This is a genomic window from Snodgrassella sp. ESL0324 (assembly GCF_013344955.1).
GTDB lineage: Bacteria > Pseudomonadota > Gammaproteobacteria > Burkholderiales > Neisseriaceae > Snodgrassella > Snodgrassella alvi.
On sequence record NZ_JAAEDS010000016.1, the window covers coordinates 1 to 19,171 of the forward strand.

Genomic DNA, 19,171 nt, shown 5'->3' on the forward strand with positions numbered 1-19,171 from the left:
AATGCGCTGATGTGGATTGATCCGTGGGGCTGGGCATGTCATAAACATCATTCTGATCCGAAATTTATGGGAGGGGACAAAAAACAAAAATTAACTACATTAGATGAACAAGCTCACAGAGAGCTGCATAAAGATATGAATGATTTTTTAGTGAAAAAAACTAAAGATGTCAAAGGTAAAGACGTTCATATGCGGCCACAGCGTGGAAACAGTGGTTCTGATATTCAGGGCAATTTTACTCGAGAAGAAAGATTGCAAGCTTTAGCGGAGTTCTATAAGGGACCGGGAGCTAAATATGAAAAAGTGGCGGAAGATTTCTTTAAACTACATCCGAGATTAGAAGAATGAATAATTTAATAACTGTGGGATATACCTTATCTGCTATATGTAATCACGCATATTTTTTTGATGACGCTCCAGATAATGTCTTTTGCGATCAATGTGGATGCTGTATTGATGGCGACTACTTACCTAAAGAACTTAAATTACCGAATAGAGCTGATATAAGTTATACCTATGATCACCGATGTATTGTGTCGCAAAGATTTAAAGAATTTATTGAAACGCTAGATTATAAAGTCGATTTTCTTCCTGTCAATCAGAATAAAACTTTATTTTTGATTAAGCCGGTACAAATAATTAAATACTCAGCTTATCAATTAGAAAAGTACTGTGAAAAATGCCATCAATATCAACATCAAGTAGTACCAGGACCAGATTTCTATTATGAAACCGGAAAAGTATTACAAAATGGAATATTTTTTACATCAACAGCTTTTGGTAGTGGAATAGAAAAATGGCCAATTATTATACTAGGAACAGAAACAGCCAGGGTTATCGGTGAAGCGGTTAAAAAATTTAAATTTAGAGGGGCAGATATTTCACCAAGAGAAGTAGGCGTGAAAAATAAATAATTCCAACAGCATTATTTATTGATTCAGCTACACTTTCAAGCTGATGTAAAAGTTCAGCTGGAGGAAACGGCTAATGAAAAGGGCGAAACTGACCGGGAATACTCATATTATCTGTGGAGCAAACCAATACAGGAGATTGCACACACAGAACCAGAGATATTAGTAATCATATTCAGACAGAGAAACCGGACTGCACTACAATACTTTCAGGTACTATGATCCGGATACAGGCCGCTTTACCCAGCCTGACCCGATTGGATTGGCCGGCGGATACAATCTTTATCAGTATGCACCCAATGCGCTGATGTGGATTGATCCGTGGGGCTGGGCATGTCATAAACATCATTCTGATCCGAAATTTATGGGAGGGGACAAAAAACAAAAATTAACTACATTAGATGAACAAGCTCACAGAGAGCTGCATAAAGATATGAATGATTTTTTAGTGAAAAAAACTAAAGATGTCAAAGGTAAAGACGTTCATATGCGGCCACAGCGTGGAAACAGTGGTTCTGATATTCAGGGCAATTTTACTCGAGAAGAAAGATTGCAAGCTTTAGCGGAGTTCTATAAGGGACCGGGAGCTAAATATGAAAAAGTGGCGGAAGATTTCTTTAAACTACATCCGAGATTAGAAGAATGAATAATTTAATAACTGTGGGATATACCTTATCTGCTATATGTAATCACGCATATTTTTTTGATGACGCTCCAGATAATGTCTTTTGCGATCAATGTGGATGCTGTATTGATGGCGACTACTTACCTAAAGAACTTAAATTACCGAATAGAGCTGATATAAGTTATACCTATGATCACCGATGTATTGTGTCGCAAAGATTTAAAGAATTTATTGAAACGCTAGATTATAAAGTCGATTTTCTTCCTGTCAATCAGAATAAAACTTTATTTTTGATTAAGCCGGTACAAATAATTAAATACTCAGCTTATCAATTAGAAAAGTACTGTGAAAAATGCCATCAATATCAACATCAAGTAGTACCAGGACCAGATTTCTATTATGAAACCGGAAAAGTATTACAAAATGGAATATTTTTTACATCAACAGCTTTTGGTAGTGGAATAGAAAAATGGCCAATTATTATACTAGGAACAGAAACAGCCAGGGTTATCGGTGAAGCGGTTAAAAAATTTAAATTTAGAGGGGCAGATATTTCACCAAGAGAAGTAGGCGTGAAAAATAAATAATTCCAACAGCATTATTTATTGATTCAGCTACACTTTCAAGCTGATGTAAAAGTTCAGCTGGAGGAAACGGCTAATGAAAAGGGCGAAACTGACCGGGAATACTCATATTATCTGTGGAGTAAACCAATAATTATGAATTAGAGTATTTCAGGAATAATCGTTCCCAAGGAGCGAAATTAAGGGAAACCTATAAACATCCTGATGAGTTTGAAAAGTTAACGGAAGAGTAAATATTTTTAAAAAGTGAGACCAGTATACGATATAAAAATTTAAAAGATTTATCAGATGTAAATCCTGAATTAGGAAAAAAAATTGTTTCCATCGGAGAAGAAGGTAACAGATTTGCTAGAAACAAAGATTATACTGCAGCCATAGGAAACTATAAGAAAGCATGGGAGCTTTTACCCGAACCAAAATTAGAATGGGAACCAGATAGTATGTGGTTATCATATTCATTTTATGATGCTTATTTATCTTTAAAAGATTATAAAAAGGCTGAATTCTGGGCACATAACCGGCTTAAAGCAGTAAGTTCTGATATAGATACAGGTCCATATACAGATCTTGGTGTAGTGAATTATGAATTAGGCCAGTATGATAAAGCATATGAATATTTTGACATAGCATATCAAGGTGGCCAAGCACGTGCATTTAAAGAAAGACCTAAAAAATATTTAGATTTTTATTTAAAAGAGGCAAAAAATAAAAAATAAATATTGGTCAGAGACATTATAAATAAAGAAAATTGGTGGTAACACTGTTACCCCTAGGAAGCCAAATATTGTACACAGATGAAGGGCTGATTGATGACGACTGCAGCTCCAATCTGATAGGCTGATTAAACCATCAACTGAGCAAGAATATCAATTCTGCAATTGTTCCTGCTCAGTATGTTTTAAAAACTAATTCAGTAAACACAGACAGAATAAAAATCAGACCTGTATTTCTGATTTATGAAAAATAGGAATCTTACGTTAATTTTTTAAACAATATAACGTAATTGATTTTTATGTTTTAGATTATAGTTATTATATTGACTATGAAGGGAAAAAATTGCCCTTGGAATTGATTCTTGGATTCTCGGAAAAAGCAGGTGAAGATTTAATTGCTTTTAATGAAAAGTGTTTAAACAGAGTACCTAGGGCTGCTTCGCTATAGCAAGAATAAATCATAGAAATTTACTTTGTTTGCATTTTTTTGGCATAATTTATAATTATGATATTAAAATTAATTAGTTATACTTTGGCATGAAAGTAAAATATGGATATTTACGACAAAATACATATTTAAAAATAGTAAGATTCATTTGGTCAATTTTTATCCATGATTACTACTAGAACAAAAAATAAAGCTAATTATGATCAGAATGAAAATGAATTTAATCTTCCGGATATTACTTTTCCGGCAGAGGCATTAGAGCTTTGGGAAGAAAATCCTAAAAGGATTTTTAATGTGTCAGAACTATTTATACCGATATATATATAGAAAAATTTGCAAGCTTAAAAAAGCAGGACTTTTGCCAGACGGTATTTTTGAATGAAAAGTTAAATTGTAATTACAATAAGAAGCATAAGAAGTGCTGTTGGTAACATCAAAAACACAGTGTACAGGATGCGCTTGACCGGCGGATTGAAAAACACCGGCCGGACCGGGACGGTAGCCATGCAACCGCATTACCTTCCAGTGGGACGGGCTGCAGATGATTCAGGGAAGCAGCGCAGACAAACGGCAGAGCCTGCATCTGTAAAGCTATATTATTGATAACATTTAACAAAGCATTATTTTTATATTTAATAAATATATAACAGATTCTACTTGTGTACAGGAAATAGAAGTATGCATAAAATTCAGATCATAAAACCTCTAATCTTTGATCGATTTTTTTGATTTTTTTCTTTAATTGCCTGGTTAAACATTTTGTTAAGTTATAAGTAAATTTTTCTGCTTCAAAATGATCATTTGGTTCTGATATTGATAAACACTTTTTATTAATTTGCTTATCGATTATTTCTATTGATTCTTTATTATTTGTATCTTTTTCTTTCAACATCTTAATTTTTTCAGATAAAATATTATGATAAAAACGATACGAATCAATACTACATCTTGTCGAATATTCTTTTTGATAGCATGTTTTTACTTTATCAATTTCATAAGGTGTTTCTTTTAATGAGCCCTCAAGAATTCTGAAATGATCTGGATAAATAATTTCATATTTATATCCATCATCGATCAGCAGATCTATAAGATTAAAATGATAATTTTTTTTGTCTATTTGATAATGTTTCCAGAATACAGGTTCCACATTACCATCTATATCCTTGACTGATAATGTATAAATATCCCCGCTATCACTAATATAATAATATTGATTGATATACCAATGATAAGCATTCACATCATAATAATTCTTTGCTAAAGTAATTTTATCCGTAAAATTTGTTTTATTAAAAATGGATAAATTGAGCACTTTTACTGGGTATTTAGTATTATTAATTATTCTGGCAGAGGTATTTTTTTCAATAATAAGATCTAGCTTCTCAGAACTATAAATATTTTTTTTATTGTTAATGGCTTCATATAAATTCTGAAAGTAGAAAGCAATTTGATTAATAGGACAATTTTTCATTATCTTTTCACGTTCAGAATTGGTCAATTCCCCAAAATCAATTGGTTTACGGCAATCTTTTTCTAGTTGAATTATATCTATAGATTGAATATCAGATTTACCTTTATAATTTTCAGCCACATTAAATTGCTCTGCGTAACTATTATAAATAAACAAATTTATTATTACAGCTATATATATTGATTTTTTCATGATCTACTTCTCTACTGAGTTAAAAATACCAGAAGGCGTCATTTGAAATTCTACAGTTTTGGTATCGATTTGATTATTTTCTGGATTTATTATAAGTTCATTTGGATTTTCATCGGATTCAATAAGGTTGTCTTGCTGATATTGGGTTATCAAAATTTTTCCATTTGGATTTATTATAAAGTCATTCCAGTATGATATTTCACCACCTTGAACCTTATAAAGTAATATTGCATCAATAACCCCTCCTTGATCATCATAACTATATAATTGAAAAGTAAAAACTGCTTGATCATTATCACCCAACGCCATCTGTATAACGCCTTTATATAAAATATTTTTATAATAAAAATAACAATGAGGAAAATAGAATGGCGTTTTACCGAGATAATCAAATAATTTAGGTTTATATGAAAATTCCTTGTTAGTGAACCTGAGGGGAAACGGCATATCAGGAGACAATTGCAATCCATGTTCTCCCCAATAATAGTATTTTTCTAATTCATCAGAAGAATAAGGTAAGTTTATTTTTGTATAATGCCTGAGTTCATTTTCTTTAGTATTTGCAATTGCATTGCTAACATTCCCAAATACAATAAAACAGATAATAATCGGATAAATTAAGTATTTCATGCGTTAATTTTCTCAACTTTCTTTATAGCATGATATTGAAAATATGAGCGATGTGCATAATAGTTAGTATCCTTTGAAATATGGTTTGAATATACTATCTATTTAATCGCATAGATCTAACCCAGCATAATTTTCCAGTCATTTATAAAAAATATACTTTTCCATACTTTTTTACTACTGCTAAGTCTTTTAACCTAAGTTCCCGTTTCTGATTTTTAAACTTAATAAAACTCAATATGTTGATAATTTTTTTATATTGAAATTTTTCTTAAAAATATCATAGAGAATTTTCTACTTTTATACTGTACTATTTCAGGAGATAGTTACGACTCGGATATGATCTATTTATTAATCAGGACAATCAATAGTTGTCAATTTTGTCCCATTTTTTTTGTGTTTAAAAATGTAAGACGCCTCTCCGCCTTCAAAATGCTGTATTATTTCTAACTTATTCTTTCCTTTCCATTTATACTCAACATCAACTGCCTTATCTTCATAAGTTACCGAGCGATTTTCTCCTATTCCAATTTTCTCCCTAAAAATATATGCTGGATCTTTACTCATTGCATTATATACATCTAAAATTGACATGTTTTGATAATAGCAAACATTAATAAATACCATTCCTTCTTTCTCTTGCATGTCTAGGCATTTCTCATTGTTATAAAAATCATTGAGTTTTTTTTCATCCTCATTAGATAAACGATGCAAGAAAACCAATTGATTTTTATAAGGTATCATCAATTCATTATTATCAAGCAGTATAATATTAATATTACTGTATTCGTTACATAGGTCTGATGAATCACTATTATTTTCTAATGAGTCATTATTATTTCTATAATAAAGTTTACTAAAGTTATTTGCTGTCAAATGATATTTTTTTAATTCATTTTTATAGTTCCTAAAAAAATCACTTTTATTTAATCGATTATTGATCTCTTGTTTATTTTCTTCTGAATGTTCGAAATCACATCCTAAAAAATAGATTTTTTCTTCTTCACTCATTATTAAATTTGAATCACTGAAAACTCTTACTATATGTTCCTTTTCAGTTGTCTGTTCTGTTAATCTGTCTTCTATTAACCTATAATAACTATTATTAAAACTATATGCATAATTAGTACTAACAGATAATAAAATTATTAGTGAAATTTTTAAAATAAATTTTTTCATATTGAAATTTTTTCTTAACAATATCATTGTATAAATTATATGTTTATTATCCTTTGCTTTATGATAAACATATTTATATTTCTTCTCATAACTCTTTATATAACTTTAGGTATGTTTTTCGATTTTCCTATTATGAAAAATACGATAAATCATTATACCTGAACCAGATTTTGTCATTCAATTTAATTAATAAATCTTTCTTATTATGATTTAATTTAATCGATGAATGTGTGCCTGCCGGTGCTATTTTTTGTATGGCATTACTTTTTATATAAACATTACCGGCTGTGCCCGGTTCAATTGCTGCGCTACTGAGTTTGATGAATGATTATTTGCCCGAAATTACTATCGATAATCTGAATAAACAATTGAAATTATAATTTTTCTTATAAATGAAAATAATTATTATTATCTTTTAAAAAAGGTTAACTCTGTATAAAATGTTCTGCGGTGCGGTAATTTATTTGAAATTCTATTTTTGTCATTACTCATTTGAGTAGCAGCCGACAACAATAAACGGGAGAAAGTTTATATGCAATCTGACAGCTCTGAATTACAGCAACAGGATAACTTTGAATCTAATCGGGATAGTTTTCAGTATCGCGGGAAATACGATGAGATAGTGGCAGATGCATTCTGCTTTCTTGATTCTATCCGGCATAATCTGTTTGATTATCCGCCAGATAAAACTGCTTTGTTCTATGATGGTAAAGCAATCAGTTACGTTCAGCTGGGTAAAAATGTGGCTCAGGTAATGGCTGCGCTGCAACAAAAAAAATTATGTGCCGGTGCGGTAGTGGCAGTTTGTCTTCCCAAAAGTGCTGAGCATGTTTATGCGGTTCTGGCATGTGCTCTGATGGGTATTATCTGGTTACCGGTTGATATGGATGCACCAGAAGCCAGACGAGATTATTTACTGTCTAATAGCCTGACGGATCTGGTGATTAGCAAAACGCCGGTAACCGGTCGGCAATATGTACTTATTGATGAGGCTCTGACTGCACAAGGTTTCAATCATCCAAAATGCTGCTATCAGCTGAATACTGAAGCAGCCTATTATTTGTATACTTCCGGCAGTACGGGAACGCCGAAATGTGTGGTACTGAATAATCTGGCTACTGCCAATGTACTCGGACAAACCATCAGCCGGTGGCAGGCTAATCAGGATGATGTATTGATGGCTGTAACGCCCTTTCATCATGATATGTCGGTTTTTGATGTTTTTGGGGCAATGGCTCTTGGTGCTTCTCTGGTTATTCCTACTGCGGCACAGGCTAAGGATGCAATGTCATGGGCGGAATTACTGACAGCTCATAATATTAGTATCTGGGTAAGTGTTCCGGCTATTGTGGATATGCTGTGCAGCGTTGCCAGTAAAGAACAATTGCAGTCTTTGCGCCTGATTGCACAAGGGGGTGATTATATTAAGCCGGGTCTGATTCAGTTTTTGCGCCGGCAACTGCCACAGGCGCGTTTGTTTTCGTTAGGCGGTCCGACGGAAACAACTATCTGGAGTATATGGCATGAAATCACTGCTGAAGATATTGATGTGATTCCTTATGGTAAAGCACTGGCACATAACCGATATTATATTCTGGATGAGCAGTTACAACCATGTGCTATTGGTGAGGTGGGGCGAATGTATATGTCGGGCGTGAATCTGTCTAACGGTTATTTGCTCAATGGTCAGTTGCAAACCGGGGATTTTGTGTCTTTGGGATGTGATGAAGAAAAAATTGCTTTTCGCATGAGTGATTTGGGGTATATGCGAGATGATGGCAATATTATTTTTGCAGGACGTACTGAAGGTTATCTGAAAATAAAAGGTGTGAGAATTTCTGCGGCCGAGGTTGAGGCTGCACTGGCTAAATCCGGTTATTTTCAGGACAGTCTGGTGGTGTGCTGTACTCACCCGGTAACACAAATGCATGAACTGGTGGTGGTGTATACGTTGCCGGCTAATCAGTCCGATGCGGATATTAATGCTTTGAAAACATGCTTGATGGCTGATTTACCGAAATCACATATTCCGACCAGATGGCTGATGATTGAAGAAATTCCGCTAACCCGTAATGTTAAAGTAGACCGTAAGCTGATACAGCAGATGGCACAGGAACGCCTGTATCAGGCTACGCCGCCACAGACCAAAGTAACAGCGACACAAGAACAGGCTGTAACTGATGATATTCTGACTATTTTTCGTGAATGCCTGCCCCAGACAGCAGAAAATGCTGTAAATATTTCTGCACAAACTGAAATTCTGAATACTGGTATGCGTCTGAAACAGTTAATTATGCTCTCAGACAAGCTTACACAACAGTTTGATATTCGGCTGGATACGGCTATTTTGCTACGCTGTAAAACAATACAGGATGTGGTGAATGAGATAAACAGGAGAATGCCTGAATAATATCTGCCGGAAATTATTAAACAAAGTACTTAAATTTTTTAAGTACTTTGTTTATCTGAATCTTTATGCCGATGCCTGTTTAGCCAGATCATTTAACAGTTGTTGCACTTCGGTAGCTATTCTTTCGACCAGTACAGTCGGATAACGATGTGCCTGATAGGTAATAATCATGCTCAGGCTGTACTGATTGTTAATCTGATTTTCCATAATTTCAAAGTGCAGCCCGAACATGGATTCATTGCGCTCCGGTAATATCTGCCGGTAAGGTATGGCACCCCGGGCTGTGCTTAGCTGACCATTTAAGGCATTGTTTGAATGAATGTGAATATAAACATCAAACATTAATCCTTCGTTATCAGGAATACCTAAAGCTTGCTGAATATAGTTAATCGGAATATCGGCATAATCCATGGATTCGTTGATTTGTTCACTGGTGTCTGCCAGCAATGCGGTAAATGATTGCTGTGGGGTAAAACGGGTACGATGGGCAACCATGGTTGTGAAGTAGCCAACGGTATCAAAATAATTGGGATCAGTACGGCCGGATGCTGAGGTGCCGATGACGATTTCGTCTAAATTACCCTCTTTTTGCAGTATGGTGGCAATAGCGGTATAAAACACGCTGAATATTGAAGCATGATGAAGTTTGGCAAATGCGGAAATATGCTGATGAAAAGCAGAATCAAATCTGATTTCCAGCCATTTCACCTGCGGAGTAGTATTTTCCGGCAAGGTGATGGTATCTGTGTTCAGGGTTAAGCCTTTTTTTGCTCCTTGTAAGCGGCTGCGCCAGTAGTCAAGATGCTGACGGTTAATACCGTTTTGCTGCTGTCTGCGTGCAAATTCATGAATAGCGGGTACGGTATTTGCCCATACCGGTGCCTGTCCTTGCAGCCGTGCGGCATAAGCATGGCTCAGATCAGTCATGATGGTATTTAAAGACCATTCATCTATTACCATGTGATGTACCAGAAACGATAAAACTGTGTTGCCGTTATCTGCTGTTAACAGCCGGATTCTGAGAGGGAGCTCACGAGTAAGATCAAATTTATACGCCGCTTCACCGGACAGTGTTACTCCATGGCTGTCGCTGACCGGCCAGAACCATTTATATTGGTTAAGTTCGGCTACGGGAACTGTATATTGTCTGGTTTGCTGTTTATCGGTTTTAAACAGGGTACGCAAGCCGATATGGCGTATTATTAAATCATTAAATGCCTGATGCAGGATTTCTTCATTGACCGGCTGCTGAAATTCGATGGCAAACGGTAAATTGTAAATAGGGCTGAAATCAAAAGCACTGTATGCCTGCCATAGAAAATCCTGTGCCAGTGTTAATGGCGCACTCTGATCCTGCTGTACTTCGGCTGCGGATACTGCCGGCTGCTGCTGGCGGGCAATTTTTGCCAGTGCGCCTGCCGTAGGCGATTTAAAAAAATCATTAAAATTCAATTTAATACCATGATTTTTTTGTAAATTACCAATCACCCGTGTTGCCAGTAGTGAATGTCCGCCAAAATCAAAAAAATCATCGTCAGCAGTCATATCGGGTTCTGCCAGTGTATTTCTGAATTCTGCCAGTATGATGTCTGGCAGCGATTCTGTATTTGCAGGCTGAGCCGGTGTTGCCGGTATATTCAGTACAGTTAAATCTAAAGGCAATAATTCGAGCTGATGCGGTGCTCCGGTATTGCTGGTGTAAGTGGCTTGAATTTCCTGAATTAAATCATCCAGAGTAAATTGCTGAGCCAGTATCGGATGTAAACGCAAAGCCAGAAAAACTTTGTTTTCTGTGCTGATTACTGTAACCAGAAAGGGGGGTGTTGTTTCCGGCTGCCATGACTGCTGCATTAGTTGCGCCAGAAGGGTAACAAGCTGTTTTTCCTGTATTTTCTCTGTTTGGATACAAGCTGAGAAATCAGTATCGGGATATTTATATAAATCTCCGTCATCGGTAAATTGATAGCGAACATTTAAGTCTGAATGGATTTCCAGTAAATGCTCAATGCTTTTATGCAGTATGGTTAAATCCGGATATGGGTTTACCTGCCACACTGCCAGTTGATATTTCACCTGCTCCGGTTCCTGCAATTGTTGCATCCAGATAAATTCTTCGTGCTCATTTGCGATAGAAGGAGCAGAATCTGTATTTAATGTTAACATATTATTAATCCTCTCTTGCCGTATCAGTTATTCATGACTGTCTGTACTCATTCTGGTCATAATTATTTAACCAGTTAACTTAAATTAACGTCGGAAGAGATTTGTGCTATCTGCCTGCTCTGTTTATCAGAGTCAGAATTTTTATTTTTATTAATAATACTTTACAATACATTTAAAAGCATAATACAATTGATTTTCATTTTCATCAACTTTAATTGTTTTTAATTTTATTTAATATTTTGATTTATGCTGTAAAACAGCAGCATAAGCTGCGGATCGACATAAAAAGCACTTCCTGAGGAGAATCAATGCTAAGTCTGTATCAGCCGATGCCGGAGCAAAATTTAGCTTACCGGCTTACGGTTTTATATGGTGATGACTTTGTGACAACGGCTGTAATCAGTCATCGCTGTAGCAGGATATATCACTGATGTACCGTATTCTGATCAGTGTATTTATTGTTTTATGTATTGTGTCTTTGCTGGTAGGCACTGATCCGGTTTCATGGACAGGTCTGCTGTCCGGTTCTGATGCTGACTGGTTAACTGTCAAAGCCAGCCGCTTTCCCCGTCTGATTGCGATTGTGCTCACAGGTATGGGGCTTTCTATCGGTGGTGTGATTCTGCAACATATTGTCCGCAATAAATTTGTGGAACCGGAAACAGCCGGCGGACTGGATGCAGCCAAACTCGGCATTCTGGTATCACTGGTAATGCTTCCCTCTGCCGGTGTGCTGAGTAAGATGCTGGCAGCTCTGCTGTTCTGCTTTGTTGCCGGACTGATTTACATCTGGATTATTGCCAGAATCCGCTATCAGCAGATTGTGCTGATTCCGGTAATCGGGCTGATGTATGGCTGTGTTTTAAGTGCTGCAGCTGAGTTTTATGCCTATAAAAATAATCTTTTACAAAATGTTCAGGGCTGGCTGCTGGGAGATTTTTCCCGTGTGGTGCAGGGGCATTATGAATTGCTGTATGTGCTTATGCCGGTAATTATTCTGAGTTATGTATTTGCCAACCGGTTTACTGTAGTGGGTATGGGGCAGCAGATGGCTGCCAGTCTGGGCGTAAGCTATAAAACAACTGTGGCTATTGGATTGATGCTGGTATCAGTTACTGTTGCGGCTACGGTGATTACGGTTGGTTCTATTCCTTTTATTGGTCTGGTGATTCCGAATCTGGTGGCGATTAAATATGGTGAACATTTAGCCAGAACTTTACCCGTTGTCGCGCTTGGCGGGGCATGCCTGCTGCTGGGATGTGATATTACCGGCCGTTTGCTGATCTACCCCTTTGAAATACCTATTGGCCTTACTGCCGGTGCGGTTGGCGGCATTGTCTTTTTGCTGCTGATTTTACGGGGGCTACGATGATGAATCGCAAATTCTGGCTGCTTTGCGCCTGTATTGCCGGACTGGCGGTATTTTTTATGCTGTTTGATTCCGGTCTTGATTTTGAATATGTGCTGCCCAAGCGATTACTGCGTCTGGCTACTATTTTGCTGGCTGGTATTTGTATTGCGGTTTCGTCTGTAGTGTTTCAGACGCTGGTAACTAACCGGATTCTGACTCCGGCAATTATGGGTTATGAGGCAGTATATCTGTTCTGGCAGGTCTTGCTGCTGTTCTTTCTGGGACAAAGCAGTCTGGGGCTGCTGGGTCTGAACGGAAATTTTTTTGCTTCAGTCGGATTAATGCTGTTTTATTCGTGGCTTATTCATCATTATCTGCTGCCGCGTGCACGCCACAGTCTGTGGTTATTGCTTTTATTCGGTATGGTGCTGACCATGGTTATCACCACATTAACGCAGTTTATTGTGCTCAAAATCAGCCCGGGCGAATTTTCTGTTTTTCAGGGAATTAATTATGCATCTTTTAATCATTCCGAAACGCAGACGCTTTTATATGCTTTTGTCGTCATGCTGGCTGTAGGACTGGTGGGATATCCGTATCTGACTACTCTGGATGTGATGGCTCTGGGAGAGGAACAGTCTGTTTCGCTTGGTGTTGATTATGCCCGTTATGTGCGCTGGGGATTCGGTCTGATTGCTGTACTGGTCGCTGTTTCGACCAGTCTGGTTGGTCCGACTGCCTTTATGGGGGTATTTATTGCCAATATGGCTTATGCCTTCGCCGGCCATTATCAGCACAAACGGATTCTGTTATTTGCCAGTGCGGTAGCTATTGCGGTGTTTCTGATTGCTCAGATTCTGGTGGAACATGTGTTTAATTATAAAACAACAGTCAGTATCTTAATTAATCTGATTTGCGGGGTGTATTTTCTGCTGCTTATTGTCCGTCATCGAGGAATGGCATGATTTCTATTCAGAATATTTCCAAAGTATATGGTCATCGGCCGGTGCTGAACAATATTAATCTGGAGCTGCCGATGCAGCAGGTAATTGCATTGATTGGCCCCAATGGTGCAGGGAAATCCACTCTGCTGATGATTCTGGCACGGCTGCTTTCGCCGACTAAAGGCAATATTCTGTTTGATAAGCAGGATATTGCCGGCATTCGCATTGCTGATTATGCCCGTCTGGTCGCGACGCTACGGCAATCTCCTTATTTCGGTTTGCGGCTGACGGTTAAGGAGCTGGTGTCGTTCGGCCGTTTTCCCTACGGGCACGGGATACTCTCAGCCAGAGACCATCAGGTTATGGACGAGGCAATTGATTTTCTGGGGCTCAGAGCCCTGCGTGATGTGTATATAGATGAACTAAGCGGCGGGCTGCGGCAAATGGCTTTTCTGGCGATGACTATTGCTCAGGAAACCAAGATTTTGCTGCTGGATGAACCTTTAAACAATCTGGATATGAATCATGCAGTACAAATCATGGCAGCAATCCGGCGTTTGAGTGAAGAGCAGCGGAAAACTGTCATTATGGTGGTGCATGATATTAATTTTACTGCAAATTATTCAGATTATATTGTCGCATTAAAACAGGGACAGTTAAGTTTCAGCGGTCCTGCTCAGGAAGTCATTACTGAAGAACGCCTGAGTGAACTGTATGAGCTGGATTTTGAAATTAGTCACAATAAACATGGTTATGTCTGTCAGTATTTTCAAAAGTCGAAAGGTAAAATATGAACGGGAAACTCAAAAAATGTGCTGTCAGTCTGCTGGGGCTGATTGCAGTAGCAACAATGGTGACCATATCCGGCTGTGATAAAAAGCCGGTTTCTGCGTCTTCGTCTGCGGTACAGAAGCGTAGTGAGCCGCTTATTATCAAGCATCAGCTTGGTACGACTACAATTGATCACATTCCGCAGCGTGTGGCCGCAATGGATATGAATGAAGTGGACTTTCTGGATCAGTTAAATGTGCCTGTAGCCGGAATGCCCAAGGATTTTATTCCGCATTTTCTGGATAAATACAAACAGAATCATGATGATATTGCCGATTTAGGCGGTATTGTGCAGCCGAATATGGAACGTATCCATACTCTGAAACCTGATTTGATTTTAATGACTCCGATTCAGAAAGACCATTATCAGGAACTGACGCAGATTGCACCTACGCTCTATTATGAAATCAATTTCAATAACAGCGAACACGGGCATCTGGACACCATTAAAAATCATCTGCTGACTCTGGGTAAGATTTTTAATCGTGAAGATTTAGCCCGCACCAAGGTTGCTGAGCTGGATACGGAAGTCAGTAAAGTTCGTGCCATGACTAAAGACCGGCCGGAAAAAGCGCTGGTAGTACTCTATAACAATGGCTCTTTCAGTAATTACGGGGTGGATTCACGCTACGGCTTCGTTTTCAGTGATCTGGGGGTTAAACCGGCCAGTAATGACCTCAGCACCAGCCTGCACGGACAGCCGATTTCCAGTGAATTTATTAAACGGGCTGATCCGGACATTCTGTACATTATTGACCGTACCTCAGTTATGGAGCATCAGCCGGTGATTAGCGCTGCACAGGTAACTAATCCGTTATTACGCGCTACCAAAGCATGGAAAAACAACCGGGTAGTCTTTGTGGATGCCGATGCATGGTATACCACCGGAGCCAGCCCTACTTCGATGCGACTGCTTATGCAGGATGTGGTGAAAGGCTATCAATAACTTTGTTTCAATTACAGCAGAATAATAAGCTGTATAAATAAGAAAACCAGACCCTACCAATAAATCCATCCGTTAAATGTATTGCGTGAGTTTAGTTAACAAGGAGAAATCTATGGGTAAACACGCACATCACCGCAGGCAAGAGGCTTTGCCTGCGGTCAGACACCGAAGCAAAAATTTTCTGCATCCGTTCACTTCCTCACCCAAAGCGCTGATATTGAGTATTGCCAGCGCCATGCTGCTTTACACTCCGGTTATATATGCGAAACCGGCTGATGATAAAGCCAAACCTGCAGTGAAAAAAACAGCTACCGAGAATACTCAATCCACTGGTGAAGCTGTTCTGGCTGATGTGGTGGTGGAAGCAGGCGGAAAAACAACTTACTCCGGCGGTTTTGTGGCTAAAGACAGCCGTCTTGGTTTTCTTGGCAATAAAACTGCGATGGAAACGCCATTTAATACCGTTAGCTATACCAATAAATTCGTTGAGGATTCTCAGGCAAGAAATGTCACTGATGTCATTGCTGCTACTGACCCTTCGGTATTTACCAATGGCGCTATCGGCGGCTGGAGTGAAAATTACTATATCCGCGGCTTTCAGTCCGACACCAACGATATGTCGATGAACGGTTTATTTGGTATTGCCCCCTATTACCGTACACCGCCGGCCATGTTTTCACGCATTGAGGTATTGAAAGGACCGTCCGCACTGTTAAACGGTATGCCGCCTGCCGGTTCTGTTGCCGGTACAGTTAACCTGGTATCCAAGCGTGCAGGTGATGAGCCTCTGCTGCGGATAACGCCTACCTATATGTCTGATTCACAATGGGGCGGAACAGTTGATGCGAGCCGTCGGTTCGGGCAGAACAAACAGTTCGGGATTCGGGTTAACGGGGTTTATCAGGATGGTTCCGGCCCTGTAAGAAAACAGGATTTGAAAACTCAGCTCGGTTCAATAGGAATGGACTGGCGCGGCTACCGTGCACGGGTTTCTGCTGATGTATACATGGCCAATGATCATGTGGACGGGGTAGTACGCGGTATCAATCTGGGTAAAAATATGAAAGTACCCTCACCGCCAAATCCGAAAACGCTGATTAACCCCGACTGGTCTTATGTCAGCAATAAAGACCGCGGAGCTATGGTGCGCGGTGAATTTGATATTACAGACAATATTACTGCTTATGCGGCTTTCGGGCGCAGTAAAACCAATTATAAATACAATGGTGCTACTTCAGCCAATCTACTGGATAACAAAGGCACCATTCAGACCATAATAGCGCAGCTGGCATTTGATCTGGACAAGAAATCAGCAGATGTGGGTTTTAAAGGTCAGTTCGATACTGGTCCGGTAAATCATCAATGGGTTGTTAATACTACTTACTACAAGCATAATCAGCATGATTTTGGTGTCAGAAGTATTCCATGGGCTACATGGGTAACCAATATGTATGATCCGACATGGGGTAAGTCTGTACCATTTGATGTTCCGCCAATTTCCAGAAGCTCACTGCAACTCAGAAGCTATGGGATGGCCGATATTATGTCGTTCATGGATGATAAACTGCAGCTGACTTTAGGTCTGCGCTATCAGGAAGTCAAAAGTGATAATCTGAGCCTGATGGGTAAACCTGTTTTAACTGAATACAAAAAACATGCATTGACTCCGGGCGTGGCTCTTCTGTTTAAAGCCACAGATCATGTATCACTTTACGGCAATTATATTGAGGGTTTAACCAAGGGTGATTCAGCCCCCATTACAGCAGCTAATTATCCCAAGGTGTTTGCTCCATATAAAACCAAGCAAACTGAGCTGGGGATAAAATGGGATTACGGCAATCTGGTTAATTCTCTGAGTATATTTAACATCAAAAAACCCAATAGTTATACTGATCTGAGAACCAATGAGTTTACATCCGGCGGTCAGCAGCGCAACCGCGGTATTGAATGGACGTTTATAGCCTCGCCGATTGAGACAGTACGTCTGATAGGCGGTGCCAGCTACATTAAACCGGAGCTGACCAAACTGGCAAATCATGCCAATGAAGGTAATATCGCTACGGGTGTGGCTAAAGTACAGGGTAAGCTGGGTGCGGAGTGGGATGTTAAAGCCGCAGCCGGCATTGTTACTCTTTCTGCCAATGCAACAGCTGTATCCAAACAATATCTGAATCAGGAAAACAGTTTATCGGTACCCGGCCATACTGTATTTGATATTGGTGCCCGCTACAATGCCAAAGTATCCGGCCATCCGTTTACGTTGCGCGCAGAAGTGAAGAACGTAACCAATAAAGCATATTGGGGCATGCCGCGCCTGTCCAATCTGTCTTTAGGTGCACCAAGAACTTTCCTTTTATCCGGTTCATATGATTTTTAAAAAATTTCCGGCCTGTAAAAAAATCGCCCTTTCGGGCGATTTTTTATAAACGGCAGTTTATTGTGGTAATCCGTATTGCTGAAAGGCCGAGTATTCCGGTACCCGGTAATATTGCCTGCCCAGAAGCTGATTAATAATCACACCATTTCTGGTTGCGCCCATACCCAGATCAGGGGAACCAACCCCCTGCTTGGCGATTTCGGCATTCTGAATAAAAATCCGCCCTTTACCACTATCACAGCGTACAGCGGTAAAGTCTTCATTAACCAGATAGTCATTGTGCTCATCTGTTTGCAGAACACTGCCTTTCAGCTCTTCAAACCATTGCGGCCACTGATGATGGTAGCCGGTGGCTGCCACAATTGCATCTGTCTGAATGGTTTGTTGCTGATTAAGCTGGGTATGCAGACAGGTCATATTAATTACGCCGGAAGGCAGTATTTCTACTGACTGCACGTCACAATTAGAAAACAGTGTCAGCCCTGCCGGTGCACCGGCAATGGTTCGTTCGTACAATAAATCATAAATATCGCCAATGGTGGCAAAGCTGATTCCTTTATAAAGCTGCCCCTGACCAGCACTGACTTCACGCCGTTTCTGCGGTGTCAGTGTCTGGAAATAACGCATATATACCGGAGTAAAGCACTCCTGCCCCAGTTTGGAAAACTCCATCGGATGAAAACCGGCAGAACGAGTAATCCAGCGGATTGACGCGCCAGCCCGGATTTGTTCCGGCTGCAATGCGCGATAAAGAGCCAGCACACATTCAGCAGCACTTTGCCCTGCCCCAACCACGGTAACCTGTTTACATTCCTGCAATTGTTTCTGCATATAGGTAAATTGCGCTGAATGCTGTATCAGCGGGTGGCTGGTGTTTTTCAGCCACTCAGGATGGTAAGGTTTGGTACCCACGCCGACAGCAATATCTTTACTGGAAAAAATCTGTCTGTCTCCGGCTGCAGATTCACTTTCGAGAATAAATCTTTCCTGACGATAATCATAACTTACTGCCTTGACACAGGCATCGAAATGACAGGATGGCAACTGGCGTACTGCCCAGCGGCAATAATCATCATATTCCTGACGCGGAATCAGAAAACGGTCATAGTAGTAAAACTGATACAGACGCCCCTGCTGACACAGGTAATTAAGATAACTTAAGGGATGACACGGATCAGCCATGGTAACCAGATCTGCCAGAAAGGGTACCTGCAATGTGGTACCAGGCAATAATAGGCCAGCATGCCAGTGAAAAGTAGGCGTTTTATCCAGAAATACAGCATTGACTTCTGAATGACCTGATAATAATGCCGCCAGCCCCAGATTAAAAGGACCAATTCCAATACCTGCCAAATCCGTTTGCTTTATATCCATGTTTATTCCGTCCCTATGTACAAAA

The 19,171-nt window shown here is 39.3% G+C and carries 15 protein-coding genes and 1 pseudogene; 11 read left to right on the forward strand and 5 right to left on the reverse strand.

Translation table 11 applies throughout. The features are described from left to right. The 5 genes and pseudogenes from GYY70_RS10460 to GYY70_RS11950 all read left to right on the forward strand — a co-directional run. On the forward strand, nucleotides 1-348 hold a 348-nt coding region (locus GYY70_RS10460), incomplete at its 5' end, for a hypothetical protein (protein ID WP_202984472.1). After that, nucleotides 345-914: a hypothetical protein gene (locus GYY70_RS10465; RefSeq protein ID WP_174832327.1), complete on the forward strand. Its 570-nt coding sequence runs from the start codon at nucleotides 345-347 to the stop codon at nucleotides 912-914. The genes GYY70_RS10460 and GYY70_RS10465, both read left to right, overlap by 4 nt. A gap of 181 nt (nucleotides 915-1,095) precedes the next feature. Next, a pseudogene (locus GYY70_RS12025) lies at nucleotides 1,096-1,557 on the forward strand (RHS repeat-associated core domain-containing protein); the annotation flags it as partial. After that, nucleotides 1,554-2,123, forward strand: a complete 570-nt coding sequence (locus GYY70_RS10475) for a hypothetical protein (protein WP_174832327.1) — start codon at nucleotides 1,554-1,556, stop codon at nucleotides 2,121-2,123. The pseudogene GYY70_RS12025 and the gene GYY70_RS10475, both read left to right, overlap by 4 nt. Nucleotides 2,124-2,560: 437 nt before the next feature. After that, nucleotides 2,561-2,836, forward strand: coding sequence for a hypothetical protein (locus GYY70_RS11950; RefSeq protein ID WP_180214756.1), 276 nt, complete (start codon nucleotides 2,561-2,563; stop codon nucleotides 2,834-2,836). A 1,139-nt stretch (nucleotides 2,837-3,975) separates the two neighbouring features. Here the strand turns inward: GYY70_RS11950 and GYY70_RS10485 are convergent. From GYY70_RS10485 to GYY70_RS10495, 3 genes are all read right to left on the reverse strand, one after another. Beyond that, a complete protein-coding gene (locus GYY70_RS10485; protein WP_174832328.1) occupies nucleotides 3,976-4,944 on the reverse strand; it encodes a hypothetical protein in 969 nt (322 codons plus the stop codon). 3 nt (nucleotides 4,945-4,947) lie between these two features. Beyond that, entirely contained in the window at nucleotides 4,948-5,574 is a 627-nt protein-coding gene (locus GYY70_RS10490; RefSeq protein WP_174832329.1) for a hypothetical protein, read from the reverse strand. 348 nt (nucleotides 5,575-5,922) lie between these two features. Beyond that, nucleotides 5,923-6,750: a hypothetical protein gene (locus tag GYY70_RS10495; RefSeq protein ID WP_174832330.1), complete on the reverse strand. Its 828-nt coding sequence runs from the start codon at nucleotides 6,748-6,750 to the stop codon at nucleotides 5,923-5,925. A 532-nt stretch (nucleotides 6,751-7,282) separates the two neighbouring features. Between GYY70_RS10495 and GYY70_RS10500 the strand changes: the two genes are divergently transcribed. Next, on the forward strand, nucleotides 7,283-9,160 hold the full coding sequence (locus tag GYY70_RS10500) for an AMP-binding protein (RefSeq protein ID WP_174832331.1): 1,878 nt from the start codon (nucleotides 7,283-7,285) through the stop codon (nucleotides 9,158-9,160). Between the two features lie 63 nt (nucleotides 9,161-9,223). On the opposite strand, the gene GYY70_RS10505 is transcribed toward GYY70_RS10500, so the two are convergent. Further along, the gene (locus GYY70_RS10505) at nucleotides 9,224-11,323 is read right to left on the reverse strand and encodes a condensation domain-containing protein (protein WP_202984473.1); all 2,100 of its coding nucleotides are present in this window, start codon (nucleotides 11,321-11,323) and stop codon (nucleotides 9,224-9,226) included. A 430-nt stretch (nucleotides 11,324-11,753) separates the two neighbouring features. Between GYY70_RS10505 and GYY70_RS10510 the strand changes: the two genes are divergently transcribed. The 5 genes from GYY70_RS10510 to GYY70_RS10530 all read left to right on the forward strand — a co-directional run bounded on the left by GYY70_RS10510 (nucleotide 11,754) and on the right by GYY70_RS10530 (nucleotide 17,772). Continuing rightward, complete coding sequence (locus GYY70_RS10510; protein WP_174832332.1) at nucleotides 11,754-12,695, forward strand: ABC transporter permease; 942 nt, start codon at nucleotides 11,754-11,756, stop codon at nucleotides 12,693-12,695. Next, complete coding sequence (locus GYY70_RS10515; protein WP_202984474.1) at nucleotides 12,692-13,639, forward strand: iron chelate uptake ABC transporter family permease subunit; 948 nt, start codon at nucleotides 12,692-12,694, stop codon at nucleotides 13,637-13,639. The genes GYY70_RS10510 and GYY70_RS10515 overlap by 4 nt, the downstream gene beginning before the upstream one ends. Beyond that, a complete protein-coding gene (locus tag GYY70_RS10520; RefSeq protein ID WP_174832333.1) occupies nucleotides 13,636-14,412 on the forward strand; it encodes an ABC transporter ATP-binding protein in 777 nt (258 codons plus the stop codon). The genes GYY70_RS10515 and GYY70_RS10520 overlap by 4 nt, the downstream gene beginning before the upstream one ends. Then, the gene (locus GYY70_RS10525; protein WP_174832334.1) at nucleotides 14,409-15,395 is read left to right on the forward strand and encodes a siderophore ABC transporter substrate-binding protein; all 987 of its coding nucleotides are present in this window, start codon (nucleotides 14,409-14,411) and stop codon (nucleotides 15,393-15,395) included. The genes GYY70_RS10520 and GYY70_RS10525 overlap by 4 nt, the downstream gene beginning before the upstream one ends. Nucleotides 15,396-15,507: 112 nt before the next feature. After that, a complete protein-coding gene (locus GYY70_RS10530) occupies nucleotides 15,508-17,772 on the forward strand; it encodes a TonB-dependent siderophore receptor (protein ID WP_174832335.1) in 2,265 nt (754 codons plus the stop codon). 57 nt (nucleotides 17,773-17,829) lie between these two features. Here the strand turns inward: GYY70_RS10530 and basC are convergent, their stop codons facing one another. Further along, nucleotides 17,830-19,146: a putative histamine N-monooxygenase gene (gene basC / locus GYY70_RS10535; RefSeq protein WP_174832336.1), complete on the reverse strand. Its 1,317-nt coding sequence runs from the start codon at nucleotides 19,144-19,146 to the stop codon at nucleotides 17,830-17,832. Between the last annotated feature and the right edge of the window lie 25 nt (nucleotides 19,147-19,171).

Bases quoted from the DNA above. Each gene is read 5' to 3' on its own strand.
- GYY70_RS10465 (WP_174832327.1), top strand. From the start codon at position 345: ATGAATAATTTAATAACTGTGGGATATACCTTATCTGCTATATGTAAT.
- GYY70_RS10475 (WP_174832327.1), top strand. From the start codon at position 1,554: ATGAATAATTTAATAACTGTGGGATATACCTTATCTGCTATATGTAAT.
- GYY70_RS11950 (WP_180214756.1), top strand. From the start codon at position 2,561: ATGTGGTTATCATATTCATTTTATGATGCTTATTTATCTTTAAAAGAT.
- GYY70_RS10485 (WP_174832328.1), bottom strand. From the start codon at position 4,944: ATGAAAAAATCAATATATATAGCTGTAATAATAAATTTGTTTATTTAT.
- GYY70_RS10490 (WP_174832329.1), bottom strand. From the start codon at position 5,574: ATGAAATACTTAATTTATCCGATTATTATCTGTTTTATTGTATTTGGG.
- GYY70_RS10495 (WP_174832330.1), bottom strand. From the start codon at position 6,750: ATGAAAAAATTTATTTTAAAAATTTCACTAATAATTTTATTATCTGTT.
- GYY70_RS10500 (WP_174832331.1), top strand. From the start codon at position 7,283: ATGCAATCTGACAGCTCTGAATTACAGCAACAGGATAACTTTGAATCT.
- GYY70_RS10505 (WP_202984473.1), bottom strand. From the start codon at position 11,323: ATGTTAACATTAAATACAGATTCTGCTCCTTCTATCGCAAATGAGCAC.
- GYY70_RS10510 (WP_174832332.1), top strand. From the start codon at position 11,754: ATGTACCGTATTCTGATCAGTGTATTTATTGTTTTATGTATTGTGTCT.
- GYY70_RS10515 (WP_202984474.1), top strand. From the start codon at position 12,692: ATGATGAATCGCAAATTCTGGCTGCTTTGCGCCTGTATTGCCGGACTG.
- GYY70_RS10520 (WP_174832333.1), top strand. From the start codon at position 13,636: ATGATTTCTATTCAGAATATTTCCAAAGTATATGGTCATCGGCCGGTG.
- GYY70_RS10525 (WP_174832334.1), top strand. From the start codon at position 14,409: ATGAACGGGAAACTCAAAAAATGTGCTGTCAGTCTGCTGGGGCTGATT.
- GYY70_RS10530 (WP_174832335.1), top strand. From the start codon at position 15,508: ATGGGTAAACACGCACATCACCGCAGGCAAGAGGCTTTGCCTGCGGTC.
- basC (WP_174832336.1), bottom strand. From the start codon at position 19,146: ATGGATATAAAGCAAACGGATTTGGCAGGTATTGGAATTGGTCCTTTT.